Origin of the sequence: Pseudomonas sp. AL 58 (genome assembly GCF_036348395.1) — a bacterium.
GTDB classification, from domain to species: Bacteria; Pseudomonadota; Gammaproteobacteria; order Pseudomonadales; family Pseudomonadaceae; genus Aquipseudomonas; species Aquipseudomonas defluvii.
Map to the genome: position 1 here is coordinate 484,588 of NZ_JAZBQR010000002.1, position 16,443 is coordinate 501,030.

Sequence of the window (16,443 nt, forward strand, 5' to 3'; positions counted from 1 at the left end):
GAACTACGCTGTTATGGATGATGCATCGCTGGTGTAGTTGTCGTGTTGATTCGAGGGGGGTGACAGCTGCTGTTGTTTACTGACCCGAGGTACACATGAATCAGGCTTTTCTCCCGTTCTCGCGTCCCAGCATTGGCGACGAAGAGGTTGCTGCTGTAGAGCAAGTACTGCGCTCTGGCTGGATTACTACCGGACCGAAAAACCAGGAGTTGGAGCAGCAGTTCGCCGCCTATGTGGGTTGCAAGCATGCCGTAGCGCTGTCCTCGGCTACCGGCGGTATGCACATCGCGCTACTGGCACTGGGTATTGGCCCAGGTGATGAAGTGATCACACCCTCCCAGACGTGGGTTTCCACCGCCAACATGATCTGTCTGCTAGGGGCCACGCCGGTATTCGTTGATGTCGACCGCGACACCCTGATGACCGACGCTGTGGCGATTGAAGCCGCCATCACCCCGCGCACCAAAGCAATCATACCGGTACATTATGCCGGCGCCGCGTTTGACCTTGATCCGCTGTATGCCCTGGCCGATAAGCACGGCATTGCCGTTATCGAAGACGCCGCCCACTCCGCCGGCACCCGTTATCGTGGGCGAGCCATCGGAGCCCAGGGCACGGCGATCTTCTCGTTCCACGCGATCAAGAACATGACCTGTGCTGAAGGTGCGATGTTCGTCACCGACGACCAGAAACTGGCGGACCGGGTACGCATGCTCAAGTTCCATGGCTTGGGTGTCGACGCCTACGACCGCCTGACTGGTGGCCGCAAGCCTCAGGCCCAGGTGGTCGAGCCTGGTTTCAAGTACAACCTGGCCGACATCAATGCCGCCATTGCCCTGGTGCAACTGCAGCGCCTGGAAGCAATCAATGCCAAACGCACTGAATTGGCCCAGGCCTACCTGCAACGCCTGGAAGGCCTGCCGGTGCAGCCGCTGAGCATGCCGACCTACCCGCAACAGCACGCCTGGCACCTGTTTATCCTGCGTATCGATCCCGAGCGCTGCGGCATGGACCGCGAGGCATTCATGAAAGCCTTGCAGGAGCAGAACATCGGCACGGGCATTCATTTTATTGCCACGCACCTGCATACCTATTACCGCCAACGCTTCCCGGGCGTCCACTTGCCAAGTACCGAGTGGAACTCGGCGCGCCTGTGTTCGATACCGCTGTTCCCTGACATGACCCCCGATGACGTCGAGCGCGTTGTCGGTGCCATTGAAACTAGCCTGGCCCTAGTCCATTGAAGCCCTATCCAATTAATTGCGTGTCGGTCGTCATACCGGTCTACAACGAAGAAGAAAGCCTGCCTGAACTACTGCGTCGTACCGAAGCGGCCTGCAAGCAGCTCAAGCAGGCGTATGAAATCGTCTTGGTGGACGACGGGAGTCGTGACAGTTCGGCCGAGCAACTTGAAAACGCGGCGCAGCGCGAGGGCAGCCAAATCGTTGCGGTCATCCTTAACCGCAACTATGGCCAGCACGCGGCGATCATGGCCGGCTTCGAGCAATGCAGGGGCGACCTGGTGATTACGCTCGATGCCGATCTGCAGAACCCGCCGGAAGAAATTCCGCGGCTGGTAGAACAGGCTGAACTGGGCTACGACGTGGTCGCCACCGTGCGCAACAATCGCCAGGACTCCGCCCTGCGTCGCTACCCGTCGAAGCTGATCAACCTGGCCGTGAAGCGTTCCACCGGCGTGGCGATGAGCGATTACGGCTGCATGTTGCGGGCGTATCGCCGCACGGTGGTCGACGCGATGCTGGCTTGCCGCGAGCGCAGTACCTTCATCCCGATTCTGGCCAACAGCTTCGCACGCCATACCACCGAGATCCTGGTACAGCACGCCGAGCGCGAGCACGGTGACTCGAAATACAGCCCGATGCGCCTGATCAACCTGATGTTTGACTTGATCACCTGCATGACCACTACCCCGTTGCGCCTGCTGAGCATCATCGGCTTTGGCATGGCGGTACTGGGCATCCTGTTCGCCGTGCTGCTGATCATCCTGCGTCTGGCCTTTGGTGCGCAGTGGGCCGGCGGCGGGACCTTTGTGTTGTTTGCGGTGCTGTTCGTGTTCACCGGTGGCCAGTTCATCGGTATGGGCCTGCTAGGCGAGTACCTGGGGCGTATGTACGGCGATGTCAGGGCCCGTCCACGGTTTTTCATCGAAAAAGTCTTACGTAACCAACCCGCATCGCCTGCTCCTGTCGCAACTGTCGATGGACTGACTTCCACTCCTACTGACCAGGTTTCGTCATGAGTTCAAATGCCGTTGTCTTCGCTTATCACGATATTGGCTGTGCAGGCATCGAAGCACTGCTTGATGCGGGTATTGAGATTGCTGCCGTGTTTACTCACGCCGACGATCCGAAGGAAAACATCTTCTACGGCTCGGTCGCTCAACTCTGCGCCCGTAAAGGCATTGCGGTGCATGCACCGGAAGACGTCAATCACCCGCTGTGGATCGAGCGTATCGCCAAGCTCAACCCCGACTATCTGTTCTCGTTCTACTACCGCAACCTGCTGGCTGAACCGCTGCTGGCCGTGGCCCGTAAAGGTGCGTTCAACCTGCACGGTTCGCTGCTGCCGACTTACCGGGGGCGTGCTCCGGCCAACTGGGTGCTGGTCAACGGTGAGAAAGAAACCGGTGTGACCCTGCACCGCATGGTCAAGCGTGCCGATGCCGGTGCCATCGTCGCCCAGCAACGCGTGGCCATCGAGCGTTCCGATACTGCGCTTACCCTGCACGGCAAGCTGCGCGAGGCCGCTTCCAGTCTGCTGCGCGACACACTACCGCAACTTATCCAGGGCAAGATCAACGAGACCGCCCAGGACGAGTCCAAGGCCACCGTCTTTGGTCGTCGCACTGCCGCCGATGGCAAGCTGCTTTGGGACAAACCGGCGGAAACGCTGTTCAACCTGGTTCGCGCCGTGACCCAGCCCTACCCAGGTGCCTTCTGTGCAGTGGGGGAGCACAAGCTGATCGTCTGGAGCGCAGAGGTAGTCAAGGGCAATGAGGGGCAGGCCCCTGGTCGCGTGATCAGTATCGATCCGTTGCGCATTGCCTGTGGCGAAGACTCGCTGGTGATCACCTCGGGCCAGCGCAACGATAACGGTCTGTTTCTCAGCGGCGCGCAACTGGCTGCCGAACTGGGCCTGGTCGACGGCTCGGTACTGCGTGGTGCCGAATCGGGCCGCGCACCACGTCGTACCCGTGTGCTGATCCTGGGGGTCAACGGCTTCATTGGCAATCACCTGTCCGAACGCCTGCTGCGCGACGGCAAGTATGACGTCTATGGCCTGGACATCGGCTCCGACGCCATTGAGCGTCTGCGCAGCCACCCGAACTTCCACTACGTCGAGGGCGATATCAGCATCCACTCCGAGTGGATCGAGTACCACGTCAAGAAATGCGATGTGGTCTTGCCGCTGGTGGCCATTGCCACGCCAATCGAATACACCCGTAACCCGCTTCGTGTGTTCGAGTTGGACTTTGAAGAGAACCTGAAACTGGTTCGCTACTGCGTCAAGTACAACAAGCGTGTGATCTTCCCGTCGACCTCCGAAGTCTATGGTATGTGCCAGGATCGGAACTTCGACGAAGACACCTCCAACCTGGTCGTCGGCCCGATCAACAAGCAACGCTGGATCTACTCGATTTCCAAGCAACTGCTGGACCGCGTGATCTGGGCCTACGGCGCCAAGGGCCTGAATTTCACCCTGTTCCGTCCGTTCAACTGGATCGGGCCGCGGCTGGACCGCCTGGGCTCGGCACGTATCGGCAGTTCGCGAGCCATTACCCAACTGATTCTCAACCTGGTGGAAGGCACGCCGATCCGGCTGTTTGATGGGGGTGAACAGAAGCGCTGCTTCACCGACATCGCCGACGGTGTCGAAGCCTTGGCACGCATCGTCGACAACGAAAACGACGTCTGCAACGGCCAGATCATCAACATCGGCAACCCGGACAACGAAGCCAGCATCCGTCAGTTGGGCGAAGAACTGCTGCGTCAGTTCGAAGCTCATCCGTTGCGCGCCAACTTCCCTCCGTTCGCCGGTTTCCGCGATGTAGAGAGCAAGGCCTTCTATGGTGCCGGCTACCAGGACGTGGTGCACCGCAAGCCAAGCATCCAGAACGCCAAGCGCCTGCTGAACTGGGAACCAACCGTTGAAATGAGCGAGACGATCGGCAACACGCTGGACTTCTTCCTGCGCGAAGCCATGCTCGAAATTGCGGATAAGCGCTGATGCAGGCAGGTCTTCGAATCGATGTAGACACGTATCGAGGCACCCGTGAGGGGGTGCCTCGGCTGTTGGAAATACTCGATGAGGCGCAGGTCAAGGCAACGTTTTTTTTCAGCGTTGGCCCGGACAATATGGGGCGCCATGTGTGGCGCCTGATCCGCCCTCAATTTCTCTGGAAAATGCTCCGTTCCAACGCTCCAGGCTTGTACGGGTGGGACATTTTGCTGGCCGGTACCGCTTGGCCGGGCAAGCCTATTGGCCGTGACCTGGGGCACTTGATGCGTCAGGCCGCAGCGACTGGCCACGAAGTCGGCTTGCACGCGTGGGATCACTATGGCTGGCAGGCCAATGCCGGACGCTGGAGCGATGCCCAATTGACCGAGCAGATTCGCCGCGGCGTAGACACCCTCAGCGATATTCTCGGCCAGCCCGTCAACTGTTCGGCGTCTGCTGGATGGCGGGCGGACGAGCGCGTCATTGAGGTCAAGGAGCGCTTCGGCTTTCGTTACAACAGCGACTGCCGTGGGCAAAGCCTGTTTCGGCCACGGCTGACAGATGGTAAACCCGGCACGCCGCAAATTCCGGTCGACTTGCCAACCTACGATGAGGTGGTAGGGCCGGTCGTCTCTGCCGAGGCTTTCAACGCCTTCATTCTTGGTCGGTTCAGCCCCTCGGCGCTGAACGTCTACACCATCCATGCTGAAGTCGAAGGTATTCTGATGGCTGACCATTTCCGTCAACTGCTGATTGCTGCACGCTCGCATGAGATCCGGTTCCAGCCCCTGGGTAACCTGCTGCCCTTCGACCCGAGCAGCCTGCCTCAGGGCGGTGTGCTGCGCGGAACCCTTGAGGGGCGTGAAGGTTGGCTGGGGGTGCAAGGGGCATGAGCAAACGTTGGGCCCTGCCCCTATTGTTGATTGCATTCGTCTTGGCCTACCTGGTGCCGCTGGGCACCCATGGCCTATGGATCCCGGATGAAACCCGTTACGCCCAGATCAGTCAGGAAATGCTCCTGAGCGGTAACTGGGTGTCGCCGCATTTCTTGGGGCTGCGCTATTTCGAGAAGCCGATTGCCGGCTACTGGATGATCGCCATCGGCCAAGTGGTGTTCGGTGACAACCTTTTCGGTGTGCGTATTGCCTCAGCCCTCACCACAGGCCTGAGCGTTGTCCTGACTTACATCATTGCCCGCCGATTGTGGAACGACCCGCGCAAGAGCGTTGCCAGTGCTCTGCTCTACATGAGCTTTGTGGTGGTGGCGGGGCAAGGTGGCTATGCCAACCTCGATCCGCAATTCACCTTCTGGGTCAACCTGAGCCTGGTGGCCCTGTGGTTTGCCCTCGACCCGGCATCCCGTGGTTCACGCTTGATTGGCTGGGCCGTGCTAGGGCTGGCCTGCGGCATGGGCTTCATGACGAAGGGGTTTCTTGCCTGGTTGCTGCCGGTGCTGATCGCGCTGCCCTACATGATCTGGCAGAAGCGCTGGCGCGAGCTGTTGGTCTACGGGCCGATAGCCATCGCTGTAGCGATTGTTGTCAGTTTGCCGTGGGCGCTGGCAGTGCATGGTCAAGAGCCGGACTATTGGCGGTTCTTCTTCTGGAATGAGCACATTCGTCGTTTCTCTGCCGATGACGCCCAGCACGCCTCGCCGTGGTGGTTCTATCTACCGTTGCTGGTGGCCTTCAGCTTGCCATGGGTGGCGTTCCTGCCAGCCTCGCTCCAGCAAGCCTGGAGCACCCGGCGTCAGGCAGGCACCGGTTTCCTGTTGCTATGGTTGGTCCTGCCGTTGGCTTTCTTCAGCCTGAGCAAGGGCAAGCTGCCGACCTATATCTTGCCGTGCCTGTTGCCACTGGCACTGTTGATGGCCAACACGCTGGTGGACCGTCTGAAACAGGGGCAAAGCCGCCTGTTCAAGGTCAATGGCGTGCTGAATCTGGCCATCGGCCTGCTGACGTTGTTGGCGATTGTCTACCTGCAACTGAAAAAGCCGGTGTACGTCGATGAGATGAACAACCTGGTCCTGGTGTTCATTGTGATTCTGGCCTGGGTCCTGGCCAACCTGATGCAAATCGTCCGACCTTTGAGCACCTGGGCTGCGCCGGCCATTGGCAGCCTTTTGCTGGTGGCTATCTTGCCGGCCGCGTTACCGCACTCAGTGGTCTACAGTAAGACGCCAGACCAGTTCGTCCTGGAACACCTCGAAGAGTTGAGCCAGACCAAGCATCTGTTGAGCAACGATCTGGGGGCGGCTTCGGCCCTGGCTTGGCGTCTACAACGCCCGGACGTTGCGTTGTACAACACCATCGGCGAAGTGAAGTATGGCCTGCAGTACCCGGATGCTGCCACACGTCGGGTCGACGTCGACCAAGTACAACAGTGGATGAGCGAGGCTCGCAAGATCGGCCCGGTGGGTGTGGTGATGCGGGTCAAGGGTGAGGATGAAGTGCGTGAAGCCGAATTGCTGCCTAAAGAGGGCAAGCGTTACGAGCGCGGCAGCATCATCATTTTGATAATCCCGCAGAGTGCGCCATGACCTGGGCCTTGCTGTTGGGGGCATGCCTGCTGACCTGCATAGGCCAGATCGCCCAGAAGTATGCCGTGGAAAGCTGGCGCGGCGTCGAGTCGGGCCTGGGCGCGAAACTGCTCTCGCCCTGGTTATGGCTGGCGCTGGCCTGCCTGGGTACTGGCTTGCTGGTGTGGCTGCTGGTGTTGCAGCGTCTGGAAGTCGGTATCGCTTATCCGATGCTCAGTCTCAACTTTGTACTGATTACCTTGGCCGCCCGTTTCGTGTTTCACGAGACTATCGATCGTCGTCATGGGATCGGTATGGTACTGGTGATTGCCGGCGTCGTGTTGCTGGGGCAGCACGCATGAGTCAGGGGCGTGGAGTCGCTTTTGCCATGGGCAGCGTGTTGCTGGTCAGTGGCGCCCAGTTGGGCATGCGTTGGGGCATGAGTCACCTGCCGCAACCGGATCAATGGTTGATGGCGTTGGGCAACGACACGGTGGATGGGCTGGCACTGGGCGTGGTCATGTTGTCGATCTTCGCCTACGCGCTGTCGATGCTGTGCTGGCTGGCGGCCCTGCGGGACTTGCCTTTGGCCCGAGCCTATTCGCTGTTGAGCATCAGCTACGCGCTGGTGTACCTGCTGGCAGCCAGCTTGCCGTTGTTCAACGAACAGTTCAGTTTGTTCAAAACCCTGGGTGTGGCATTCGTCGTGCTGGGGGTCATTACCATTAACTCGTCACGTGTAACTCGTCCTCGAGACTCCGTATGAAAATCAGCGTAATTGGTAGTGGTTATGTAGGCCTGGTTCAAGCAACTGTCCTGGCTGAAGTGGGTCACGATGTTGTGTGCATGGACGTCGATAAGCACAAGATCAAAATGCTGCAAAAGGGCCATGTCACGATCTTCGAGCCCGGTCTTGAGAGCATGGTGCGGGACAACCTGGACAGCGGTCGCCTGCAGTTCACCAGTGATCAGAAAATGGCTATCCAGCATGGTCAGGTGCTGTTCATTGCTGTCGGAACGCCGTCGGATGAAGACGGTTCGGCTGACCTCAAGTACGTATTGTCGGTGGGCGATGCAGTGGCCCGCTACCGGGTCGAGCCATTGATCCTGGTGGAGAAGTCCACCGTGCCGGTTGGCACCGGCGACACCTTGCGCGCCCACATCGAAGAGGCCTTGGGCAAGGCCGGACGCAGCCTTGAGTTCGACATTGTTTCCAACCCCGAATTCCTCAAGGAGGGCTCGGCCGTCAGCGACTGCCGTCGTCCAGACCGCATTGTGATCGGTTGCGACCGTGAAGAAGTACGCGAGGTCATGCGTGAACTTTATGCGCCATTCAACCGCAACCACGACCGCACCATTTTCATGGACCTGCGCAGCGCCGAACTGACCAAGTACGCCGCCAACTGCATGCTGGCCACCAAGATCAGTTTCATCAACCAGATCGCCGAGCTGGCCGAACATCTGGGCGCCGACATTGAAGCCGTACGTATGGGCATTGGTGCCGATCCGCGCATTGGTTACCACTTCATCTACCCAGGCTGTGGCTATGGCGGTTCGTGCTTCCCCAAGGACATGCGCGCGCTGATCCACAGTGCTCAGTTGGCCAACTGCTCCAGTGACCTGTTGCAAGCGGTCGAGGCCATCAACCAGCGGCAGAAGCACAAGCTGTTCGAGCGTATCAATGCGTTCTACAAGGGCGACCTGCGCGGCAAGACCTTTGCCCTGTGGGGGCTGGCCTTCAAACCTAACACCGATGACATGCGCTATGCACCAAGCCGGGTGCTGATGGAAGCCCTGTGGGCGGCCGGTGCACAGGTGCGGGCCTTCGACCCTGAAGCCATGCAGGAAACCCAGCGCCTTTATCCGGACCAGCCTAACCTGTCGCTGATGGGGACCCCGGAGTCAGCCCTGGCCGGTGCCGACGCCCTGATCGTGTGCACCGAATGGCAACAGTTCAAGGCTCCTGACTTCAATGCCATCAAATCGCGTCTGAAGGCACCGGTGATTTTTGACGGCCGCAACCTCTACGACATTGAGCGCATGGCACGTGCAGGCTTCACCTACTTTCCGATGGGCCGTGGTGAGTCGCACAATCTGCCGGTTCCTCAGCAGCAGGTTCCGGCTCCAACCACTGTCGCCTAGGAGGCTGGGTATACCCCTCTTCACCGGCAAGGGCTCGTCAGCTAGCGTTACGGAGGGACGCTGTTCCGGCTTATTGGCATTTCGATGTAGCCCGGTGTGAGGCCAAAGACTTCGACACCTTGAGGAACAGCGCGTCCGGTTGTGACAAAGACCTTCTGCGGTATCTGTTCACGATGCGGTTGGTGGCGTACGAACGTCCGCCCTTCATGATCACGTCTAAGTGCGGCCACCGGTATCGCGATCGCGTTTTCAGCGTGATAGGTGACGATTGCCAGGCGCGCACTCATTCCCAGGCGCACGCGTTGCTGTTGGGCTTGAGTCAGTGGGTCGAGGGTCGCGACCACCCCGTAGCTGGCGCCGGCTCCATACGTTTCTGACGGTAGGCGCTGTGCACTGATGGCTGAGATCTTGCCTGTCAGCGTCATGCCGAGAAAGCCATCACCGGTGATCCGCACACGCATGCCTTCGCTCAACTGGTGCAGGTCGGCTTCTTCAACTCGGGTCACGGCGTTGATTTGTTCGAGGCTGACCAACTCGAACAAGGGCATACCCTGAGTGGCGCGGATGCCTTGCTGGATAGCGGTGGTGGTGTTTTCGTCCTGTTTGCGTGGGCGCAGGATGATCCCCGCGAACGGTGCGCGTAGCTCGCGTTGAGCATGCAGCGCAACCAGTGCCTGGTAGCGTGATTGGGCGTTGGCACACTCCATTTCGGCGATCTGTCGATGTTCGCCTTTGCCCTTTTCGAGTGTGGCGCTCAGTTCGGCCTGTGAAGCGGCCAGGTCGAGTGTTTGCATGCGGGCTTGTTGCTCAAGGGCTTCGACTTCCATTCGGGCCACGATGCCGCGATCGAACAGGCGCCGGGTGTCGGTGAGCTTGTTGCGCGTATCGCTCAGGCTCAGTTGGGCGTTGGTCACGGATCGACGGGCGCGGGCCACATCGGCGCTTTGCGGCCAGTTCTGCATTTCTTCCAGGGCGCGCTGAGCGTTGAGTTGCACGGCCAGTGCCTCGCGTAACTGAATCTCCAGTTGCGAGCTGTCGAGCGTCAGCAGGAGCTGGCCTAGCTCGACGCGCTGGCCTTCGGTAACGGAAACGCTGTGTACTAACCCTTCAAAGGGCGCAGCAAGGGTCAACCGTGTCGCGGCTTCCAAACGCCCGATGAGGCCCAACTGGTTTTCTAGTATTTGCGGTTTTACTTGCAGCCAGTCGCTTTCAGGCGGTGAGCCCGGTGGCCTTGCGTGGTACACGAGTGTGATTGCCAGCAACATCAGGCTCAGTGCGCCCGCCAGCCAGTATCGCGCCTGACGTGTGCGTGGAAACAAGTAGCGCTTAGTCGTTGAGGTCAATGTCCCAGCTCTCCAGCGTTGTGCCCAGTGTCTGGTCCAGTTGGGCTTGTGTGTTGAGATAGGCAATCAGTGCATTGAGGCGTGTGCTTTCCGCTGTTCGCAAATCGGCTTCAAAACTCAGTACCTGAAAGTTGCTGGAGCGACCGGCTTGCAGTTTCTCGCGTTCGATATCGAGTTTTCGGCGTGACAGCTCGCGCGCACGTTGTGCGATTTCATACTGGCGCCAGCGGGTGCCGAGGTTGCGCACAGCATCGCCGACATCGCGTTCGAGCAACTGGCGCGTTTCGCTTAGGCGAATGTCCTGGGTTTCGACGTTGACTCGGGCGCGCACTTCAGCTTGGCGTCGGCTCAGGTCGCCAATGGGGATCTCGACCTGTAGGCCGGCATAACCCTCCCAGGTGTGGTCGGATGCGTAGCCGCGTTCACCCGGGTAGCGGCTACGGGCCTGGGTGGCAGCACCAATGAGCGATAGGTCCCATAGTCGTTCATTGCGGGCCACCGTGAGGTTGACAGCGGCTTGCTCGATTGCGATCAACTGGGTGAGGTAGGTGGGTTGCTGGTTTTGTGCAACCGCTAGAGCCTCGGCCAGCCCGAAGTCTGTGCGTGTCACGTCAAGGCGTTCAATGGCCTGTACCGGTGTTTGCAGATCGAGCGCCAGCAGGTGCAGTAACTCGAGCCGGCTAGCGTCGAGTTGGTTGGAGGCTTCTTCGACAGCGAGTTCCTGTGTCGCCACGTCCGCTTCGGTCTGCACGAGTTCGAACTCGGCCATGCGCCCAGAGGCGATCATGACCTTGTTGGCATCCAGTAGCTGGCGTGAGCGCGCCAGTGCTTCGCGGGTGATGCGCAACTGTTCTTGTGCACGCAGCAGTTCGCGGTAAGCAGTGATGATCTGGGTGACGGTGCTTGAGACGGTTGCTTTCAGGTTGAGGCGATTGACCTGCTCGGCAAGTTCGGCCAAGCGTATGGGCGCGGTTGCCACCTCGCGCCCTGCGCCGCGGAGCAGGGGCTGGATGACGCTGAACGTTGCGCCATCGTTGTGTGTGCGACCAGCGTGGTTCGCCTGGGTAAGGTGATGACGCCATGACAGGCTGAACTGTGTTCCATATTCGCCAAGCAGCGTGGTTGAAGGGGCGACTTCGTTTTGCCGGTAGTGGTCATCCTGGTTGCGCGTAGCCAGGTGGCGGCTGCTTAGCACCAGTTTTGGCGTGAAGCGGTCTTTTTCCACATGTAGGTCGAATTTCTGCACGATGCGTTCGAAGTACGCGCTACGGATCGCGTGATTGTTACGCAGACCTAGCAGTACCGCTTCGTTCAAGGCCAGCGCTATCGTTTGTTCATTCGCGGAAAGGCTCTTGTCGGGGTGGCTGGCTTGCGTGGGTGACAAACGTTCGGCGCACGCGTTTGTCGTAAACAGCAGCAGGTGGACCACACCAGCCAACAGGTAACGGGTCGCAGTGCTGGGACGTGCGCACATGTCAGTCATCACGCAGCGCCGTCACGGGTTGTAGGGCGGCCGCACGCCGTGCCGGATGGAGGCCGAAGACCAGTGTACTCAGTAGCGAGCTGGCGATGCCCAGTGGCAGCGAGGTCATTGATAGCGAAAATGACCACCCCGATAGCGTCACAAACATCCAGGCAGCGGCCACGCCGAAAAGGGCGCCAGCCAACGCGCCGACCACGGCCAATGCCATGGCCTCCAGTAGGAAGAGGCTGGCGATATCGCGTGGGCGGGCACCGATTGCCATGCGTATGCCGATTTCTTGCCGCCGTTCGGACACGTTCATGACCATCACGTTCATGATGCCCACACCACCGACCAGCAGTGAAATACCGGCCAGCCCGAGGAGCAGGTAGGAAAAGGTTCGGGCCTGGCGTTCCAGCCCATCCAGCAACTGCTGGGGAATCTGTACCTGTACGGTGTGGCCTGGCGCCTTGGGGGCCAGGTAATCACGCAGCGCGTTGGCATCTTCAGCCAGGCGCTCACTCTGCAGCCCCTTGGCGATGATGCTGTTGATCTCGGGGGTGGGTGTTATCCGTCTCATCCCCTCGATAGGCAGGAGGATCGCCTCGTCCACGGGAATGGGTATGAGTGGGTTGTGCCCATGCTCGGCCAGGATGCCGATGATCTCAAACAGGTAGCCCTCAATCGCCACGGGATCCTGATTGTTCAGCGTGCTTACGTTCAGCGCTCTGGCTGCTTGTGCACCCAGCACCGCGTAGGTGCTCTGCTGATCGTAAGGGGAGAGGAATCTACCGTGACTGAGCTGCAGGCCCAATACACCTTCCAGTTCGTGGGAGGTGCCGATGACACTCAAGGGATAGGCTTGGCCGCCGATGTGGACGGTCGTCGAATAGAGTATGGCCGGCGCGATTTCACGAAGACCTGGGACGGCGTGTTTCACAAGCTGGGTGTCCAGTGTGGCAGGTGCGGGGCGCGTGACCGTGCCGGGCGTGGCGGTGAAGCTGCCTACCATTACATCGCTACCCAGGCCCTTGAATGTGCGGATGGCTTCGTGGGCCGCGTTGTGGCCTATGTTCAGCAGTGCGACCACCGAGGCGCAACCTGCTGCGATCCCTAGCAGGGCCAGCAGTGCGCGGCGCCCAAGCAGGCGCAGGCTGCTCAGGGGTTCGCTCAGTGTTTGGCGCAAGGATGGCCCGTAGCTGTTTGGCCGTGCGTCAGGCATGTGCTGGGTTCGGATACTGTTCAAGCAGATGCCCGTCTTTGACCAGCAGGCAGCGCTGCAGTGTCTGGGCCAGTGATTCGTCGTGGGTGACGATCACGAGGGTGACGCCCTGTTCTCGATTCAAGGCCTGTAACAGCGCTAGCACTTCCCCAGCGGTGGCGCTGTCGAGGTTGCCGGTGGGTTCGTCGGCCAGAATCAGGTCGGGGCGGCCGACCAGGGCCCGAGCAATGGCAATGCGCTGGCGTTGTCCGCCGGACAGCTCTGCCGGACGATGATGGGCGCGATTGGCCAGCCCGACACGCGTGACTTCCTGTAAGGCGAGGCGCTGTGCCTCTGCGTGCCCGTACCCTCGATAGCGCAGGGGCAGTGCCACGTTTTCCAGTGCGCTAAGGCGAGGGAGCAGGTTGAAGCTCTGGAATACGAACCCGATGCGCTGGTTGCGTGTTTGGGCACGTATGTGCGCCTTGGCGCGGGTCATGTCGTGCCCGTCGAGTAACAGGCGACCGGATGTGGGCTGGTCAAGCAGGCCAATGATATTGAGCAGCGTGCTTTTCCCTGAACCGGAAGCGCCGACGATTGCGCAGCTTTGTCCTCGCATGATGGACAGCGACACGTTGTGAAGTGTTGGCCGAAGCCCGGCAGCTGTTGAGTAGGTGTGGCCGATACTTTCCAGCTGTAGAAGGTGTTCGCCTGGCAAGGCGGTTGTGTGGTTGTTTCCGTTGCTCGGCACGGCCTGCTCCAAAGTATTTATCTAGTTTTCTATGGTTTTTGTGAGTCAGGCAATAAACAAAGTGTTGATGAGTGGTGGGTCGAATTATTCAAAAGGTTAGCGAAGGTTTAATTGATGATGTGTGCTGTCTTGGTTTTGCTGGGTGTTAGGTGTTTATTTTATACTTGGTTGTTTGTATGAATATTCTGATGTTCGAGAATTTGCTTTGGTTATGAAAGGGTGTTGTTCGTGAAAAGGGTTGACGTTATTTATCGTGCCGACTAAGAATTGCAGCCGGTTACACTGCTAACAGCAGTTGCGGCAACGTTCTTTACGGTTGTGAGCGGCGTGATGAAGTGAGGCTGGAGTGTGGTCGGCTTATTTCAAGGGCGCATTGCAAGTGTGATAAGCCGAAGGCATGTCTGTGTCGCTGGAACGCTTCGCGTTAAATAAATACGCAGGGAGGGCCGCCATGGTTGGCGTTACAGGCTATACATCTTTTTCCAGTACCAGTGCGCTGACCCGGGCCAGCCCAAGCTTGCCCGTTAGCACCGACGACACAGCGTGCTCCGCTGCAGTCATCCCGCCAGCGAGTGATGCAAGCACGGTGTCTACGCTGGCTCGGCAGCTCAGCGAGGCGGCTGCTCGCGCCGAGGCGCGCGATGCTGGGCTTGATCGCAAGGCGCTGGGTGAGGCGGCAAAAGTGCTGTTGAATCAAATATCGGGTGATAGCTATACACTCAACAAGGCTCGGCACGATGCGGAGCTGCCGAACAGTGATGACCCAGAACTGCTGGAGCGGGCCAGGCAGGCAACCGATTTCGTCAACAGTCGTTACCCAGGCTCCAACATCGTCGGCAAGAATCCTTTCGCGGGCATGTCACGAGATCAACTGGCTTTGATTGCCTATGACGATAGCGGTGCTTTCACAGTCAATGAGCGACGCGCAGCACTGTGCGAGAGTCTGAATCAGGAATACGAGTGGCGTCGGATGGTGCTGGCAAAAGGTGACGCTGAATACAATAGCACCGGCAAACTTACCAACTTTTTTACCGAGGTGCTTGAGCATTATGAAGGTCTGCCGGCTATCGAGCAGGCACAGTACCCTGGCAATTATGTGAGCCAGTTGCAGGGATGGATTGATAGCGGTTTCAACTACATCACTCACCAGTCTGAGGGCAACGCTACGACCTTGGTCGGGTTACTCGAAGAGTGGATGGCTTCAGCGTCGTACCAACAAAATGATGCAACGGATTACCTGCCCGCTAGAACAGGTGATGAGGCTGCGAACAAACGCAGTTGAGTGAACGGCGCAATCAGGCGCAGTCAGTTGGGTTTATCGAGAAATCATCAGTTCAGCATTGCTTTTGGCGTCGCTCCAAGAGGAGTCGCTGTAATTTAATAATGCCTGTTCAATCACGTGGAGACATAAAGTATGAATTTACATAAGGTAGTACTTGCGCTGCTCTCGGTCGTTACTTTGTTTGCTGCAGGTGCGGCGCATGCTGGGCCTAAGGTTATGGTGACCTTTAAGAATAACGCTATCTCAGATGCTGCATATGTAATAGAGACGTCAAATGAGGCTAGTACCAATGTAAATGCTTCGCCAAAGCCGGCTGCTTTGGTTGATTATGGAGGGGCGGATACCTACTATGTTCAAAGCAATGTCTCTCCTGATACAAATTTCGCTGCTGTCCGCTACAAGGTTGGCGGCAAAACCTGTGCATTTACCACGACGTATGTGAATACATACAACTCAAGCGGTATCAAGGTGCCGTCCTGGAACAAGACGTCTACCCCCAGTGGCGGTGCCACGTGTACCGCGACTATCACATCGACCAATTACACGAGTCACGAGTGGTCTGTAGAGTTTGCAATGAAGTAATCATCCCTATGGCCGGCGCTGTATTAGCCGGCCTTTTTTTTGCAATACCTATTCGTCAGTCAAAGGAAGACCGCTATGGTCGGCGTTACAGGGTATACATCCTTTTCCGGTACCAGTGTGCTGACCCGGGCCAGCCCAAGCGTGCCCGTTAGCCCAGACGACACAGCGTGCTCCGCTGCGGTCATCCCGGCAGCGAGTGAGGCAAGTACGGTGTCTACTCTGGCGCGGCAGCTCAGCGAGGCGGCTGCGCGTGCCGAGGCGCGGGATGCCGGGCTTGATCGCAAGGCGCTGGGTGACGTCGCGAAAGCACGGTTGAATGAAATTTTGGGTGACAGTTATTTCTTTAACAAGGCGAAGCATGATGCCGAGCTGCCAAACAGTGATGACCCGGAGCTGTTGGCACGGGCCAAAGACGCGACGGACTTCGTCAATGGCCGTATATATGGCTCCCGTTCCGGGACCAATCCTTTTGCGGGCATGTCACGAGATCAATTGGCCTTGATTGCCTATGACGATAGTGGTGCTTTCACGGTCAATGAGCGGCTTGCTGCAGTGTACGAAACCCAAGAGCAGGAGTACGAATGGCGCCGGATGGTGCTGGCAAAGTCGGATGTTGAATACAACAGGACCGGCAAGCTCACGGGCTTTTTCATGGAAGTGCTTGAGCATTATGAGGGGCTACCTGCCATCGAGCAGGCGCAGTACCCCGATACCTATGTGAGCCAATTACAGGGATGGATTGACAGCGGTTTCAACTACATTACTCATCAGGCCGAGGGCAATGGCATGAGCCTGAGCGGGTTGCTCGAGAAGTGGCTTGTGGAAAGCCCGGATGGCCGCAAGGGCGTGTTGAACAGTACCGACCCCGCATAGTGTGAAGCGCCTCATGATCCTGGTGAAGTACTGGGGGAAAGGGCGGGCAA

15 protein-coding genes are annotated in these 16,443 nt (G+C 58.7%); 11 read left to right on the forward strand and 4 right to left on the reverse strand.

The window, feature by feature from the left end; translation table 11 throughout:
• Positions 1 to 95: 95 nt before the first annotated feature.
• From arnB to UIA24_RS02700, 8 genes are read left to right on the forward strand one after another with little or no spacing between them, the layout of a single operon-like run.
• Complete coding sequence (arnB, locus tag UIA24_RS02665) at positions 96 to 1,244, forward strand: UDP-4-amino-4-deoxy-L-arabinose aminotransferase (RefSeq protein ID WP_330522107.1); 1,149 nt, start codon at positions 96 to 98, stop codon at positions 1,242 to 1,244.
• A complete protein-coding gene (arnC, locus tag UIA24_RS02670) occupies positions 1,241 to 2,260 on the forward strand; it encodes an undecaprenyl-phosphate 4-deoxy-4-formamido-L-arabinose transferase (protein WP_330522108.1) in 1,020 nt (339 codons plus the stop codon). The genes arnB and arnC overlap by 4 nt, the downstream gene beginning before the upstream one ends.
• Positions 2,257 to 4,248 carry a bifunctional UDP-4-amino-4-deoxy-L-arabinose formyltransferase/UDP-glucuronic acid oxidase ArnA gene (gene arnA, locus UIA24_RS02675; RefSeq protein WP_330522109.1) on the forward strand — a complete coding sequence of 664 codons (1,992 nt, stop codon included), beginning with the start codon at positions 2,257 to 2,259 and terminating at the stop codon, positions 4,246 to 4,248. Before arnC ends, arnA begins: the two co-directional genes overlap by 4 nt.
• Positions 4,248 to 5,132, forward strand: a complete 885-nt coding sequence (gene arnD, locus UIA24_RS02680) for a 4-deoxy-4-formamido-L-arabinose-phosphoundecaprenol deformylase (protein WP_330522110.1) — start codon at positions 4,248 to 4,250, stop codon at positions 5,130 to 5,132. Before arnA ends, arnD begins: the two co-directional genes overlap by 1 nt.
• On the forward strand, positions 5,129 to 6,778 hold the full coding sequence (gene arnT / locus UIA24_RS02685) for a lipid IV(A) 4-amino-4-deoxy-L-arabinosyltransferase (RefSeq protein WP_330522111.1): 1,650 nt from the start codon (positions 5,129 to 5,131) through the stop codon (positions 6,776 to 6,778). Before arnD ends, arnT begins: the two co-directional genes overlap by 4 nt.
• Positions 6,775 to 7,119 (forward strand): 4-amino-4-deoxy-L-arabinose-phosphoundecaprenol flippase subunit ArnE, encoded by a 345-nt coding sequence (gene arnE / locus UIA24_RS02690; protein WP_330522112.1) that lies wholly within the window; start codon positions 6,775 to 6,777, stop codon positions 7,117 to 7,119. Before arnT ends, arnE begins: the two co-directional genes overlap by 4 nt.
• On the forward strand, positions 7,116 to 7,523 hold the full coding sequence (arnF, locus tag UIA24_RS02695) for a 4-amino-4-deoxy-L-arabinose-phosphoundecaprenol flippase subunit ArnF (RefSeq protein ID WP_330522113.1): 408 nt from the start codon (positions 7,116 to 7,118) through the stop codon (positions 7,521 to 7,523). Before arnE ends, arnF begins: the two co-directional genes overlap by 4 nt.
• On the forward strand, positions 7,520 to 8,899 hold the full coding sequence (locus tag UIA24_RS02700) for a UDP-glucose dehydrogenase family protein (protein WP_330522114.1): 1,380 nt from the start codon (positions 7,520 to 7,522) through the stop codon (positions 8,897 to 8,899). Before arnF ends, UIA24_RS02700 begins: the two co-directional genes overlap by 4 nt.
• A gap of 47 nt (positions 8,900 to 8,946) precedes the next feature.
• On the opposite strand, the gene UIA24_RS02705 is transcribed toward UIA24_RS02700, so the two are convergent.
• The 4 genes from UIA24_RS02705 to UIA24_RS02720 are packed head-to-tail and all read right to left on the reverse strand — an operon-like array spanning position 8,947 to position 13,656.
• The gene (locus UIA24_RS02705; protein WP_330522115.1) at positions 8,947 to 10,242 is read right to left on the reverse strand and encodes an efflux RND transporter periplasmic adaptor subunit; all 1,296 of its coding nucleotides are present in this window, start codon (positions 10,240 to 10,242) and stop codon (positions 8,947 to 8,949) included.
• A complete protein-coding gene (locus UIA24_RS02710; protein ID WP_330522116.1) occupies positions 10,226 to 11,716 on the reverse strand; it encodes a TolC family protein in 1,491 nt (496 codons plus the stop codon). The genes UIA24_RS02705 and UIA24_RS02710 overlap by 17 nt, the downstream gene beginning before the upstream one ends.
• Before the next feature lies 1 nt (position 11,717).
• The gene (locus UIA24_RS02715; protein ID WP_330522117.1) at positions 11,718 to 12,926 is read right to left on the reverse strand and encodes an ABC transporter permease; all 1,209 of its coding nucleotides are present in this window, start codon (positions 12,924 to 12,926) and stop codon (positions 11,718 to 11,720) included.
• Entirely contained in the window at positions 12,919 to 13,656 is a 738-nt protein-coding gene (locus UIA24_RS02720; RefSeq protein ID WP_330522118.1) for an ABC transporter ATP-binding protein, read from the reverse strand. Before UIA24_RS02720 ends, UIA24_RS02715 begins: the two co-directional genes overlap by 8 nt.
• A gap of 397 nt (positions 13,657 to 14,053) precedes the next feature.
• Between UIA24_RS02720 and UIA24_RS02725 the strand changes: the two genes are divergently transcribed.
• The 3 genes from UIA24_RS02725 to UIA24_RS02735 all read left to right on the forward strand — a co-directional run bounded on the left by UIA24_RS02725 (position 14,054) and on the right by UIA24_RS02735 (position 16,393).
• Positions 14,054 to 14,938, forward strand: a complete 885-nt coding sequence (locus UIA24_RS02725) for a hypothetical protein (protein ID WP_330522119.1) — start codon at positions 14,054 to 14,056, stop codon at positions 14,936 to 14,938.
• A gap of 132 nt (positions 14,939 to 15,070) precedes the next feature.
• Positions 15,071 to 15,520 (forward strand): hypothetical protein, encoded by a 450-nt coding sequence (locus UIA24_RS02730; protein ID WP_330522120.1) that lies wholly within the window; start codon positions 15,071 to 15,073, stop codon positions 15,518 to 15,520.
• A 210-nt stretch (positions 15,521 to 15,730) separates the two neighbouring features.
• A complete protein-coding gene (locus UIA24_RS02735; RefSeq protein WP_330522121.1) occupies positions 15,731 to 16,393 on the forward strand; it encodes a hypothetical protein in 663 nt (220 codons plus the stop codon).
• Positions 16,394 to 16,443: the final 50 nt, after the last annotated feature.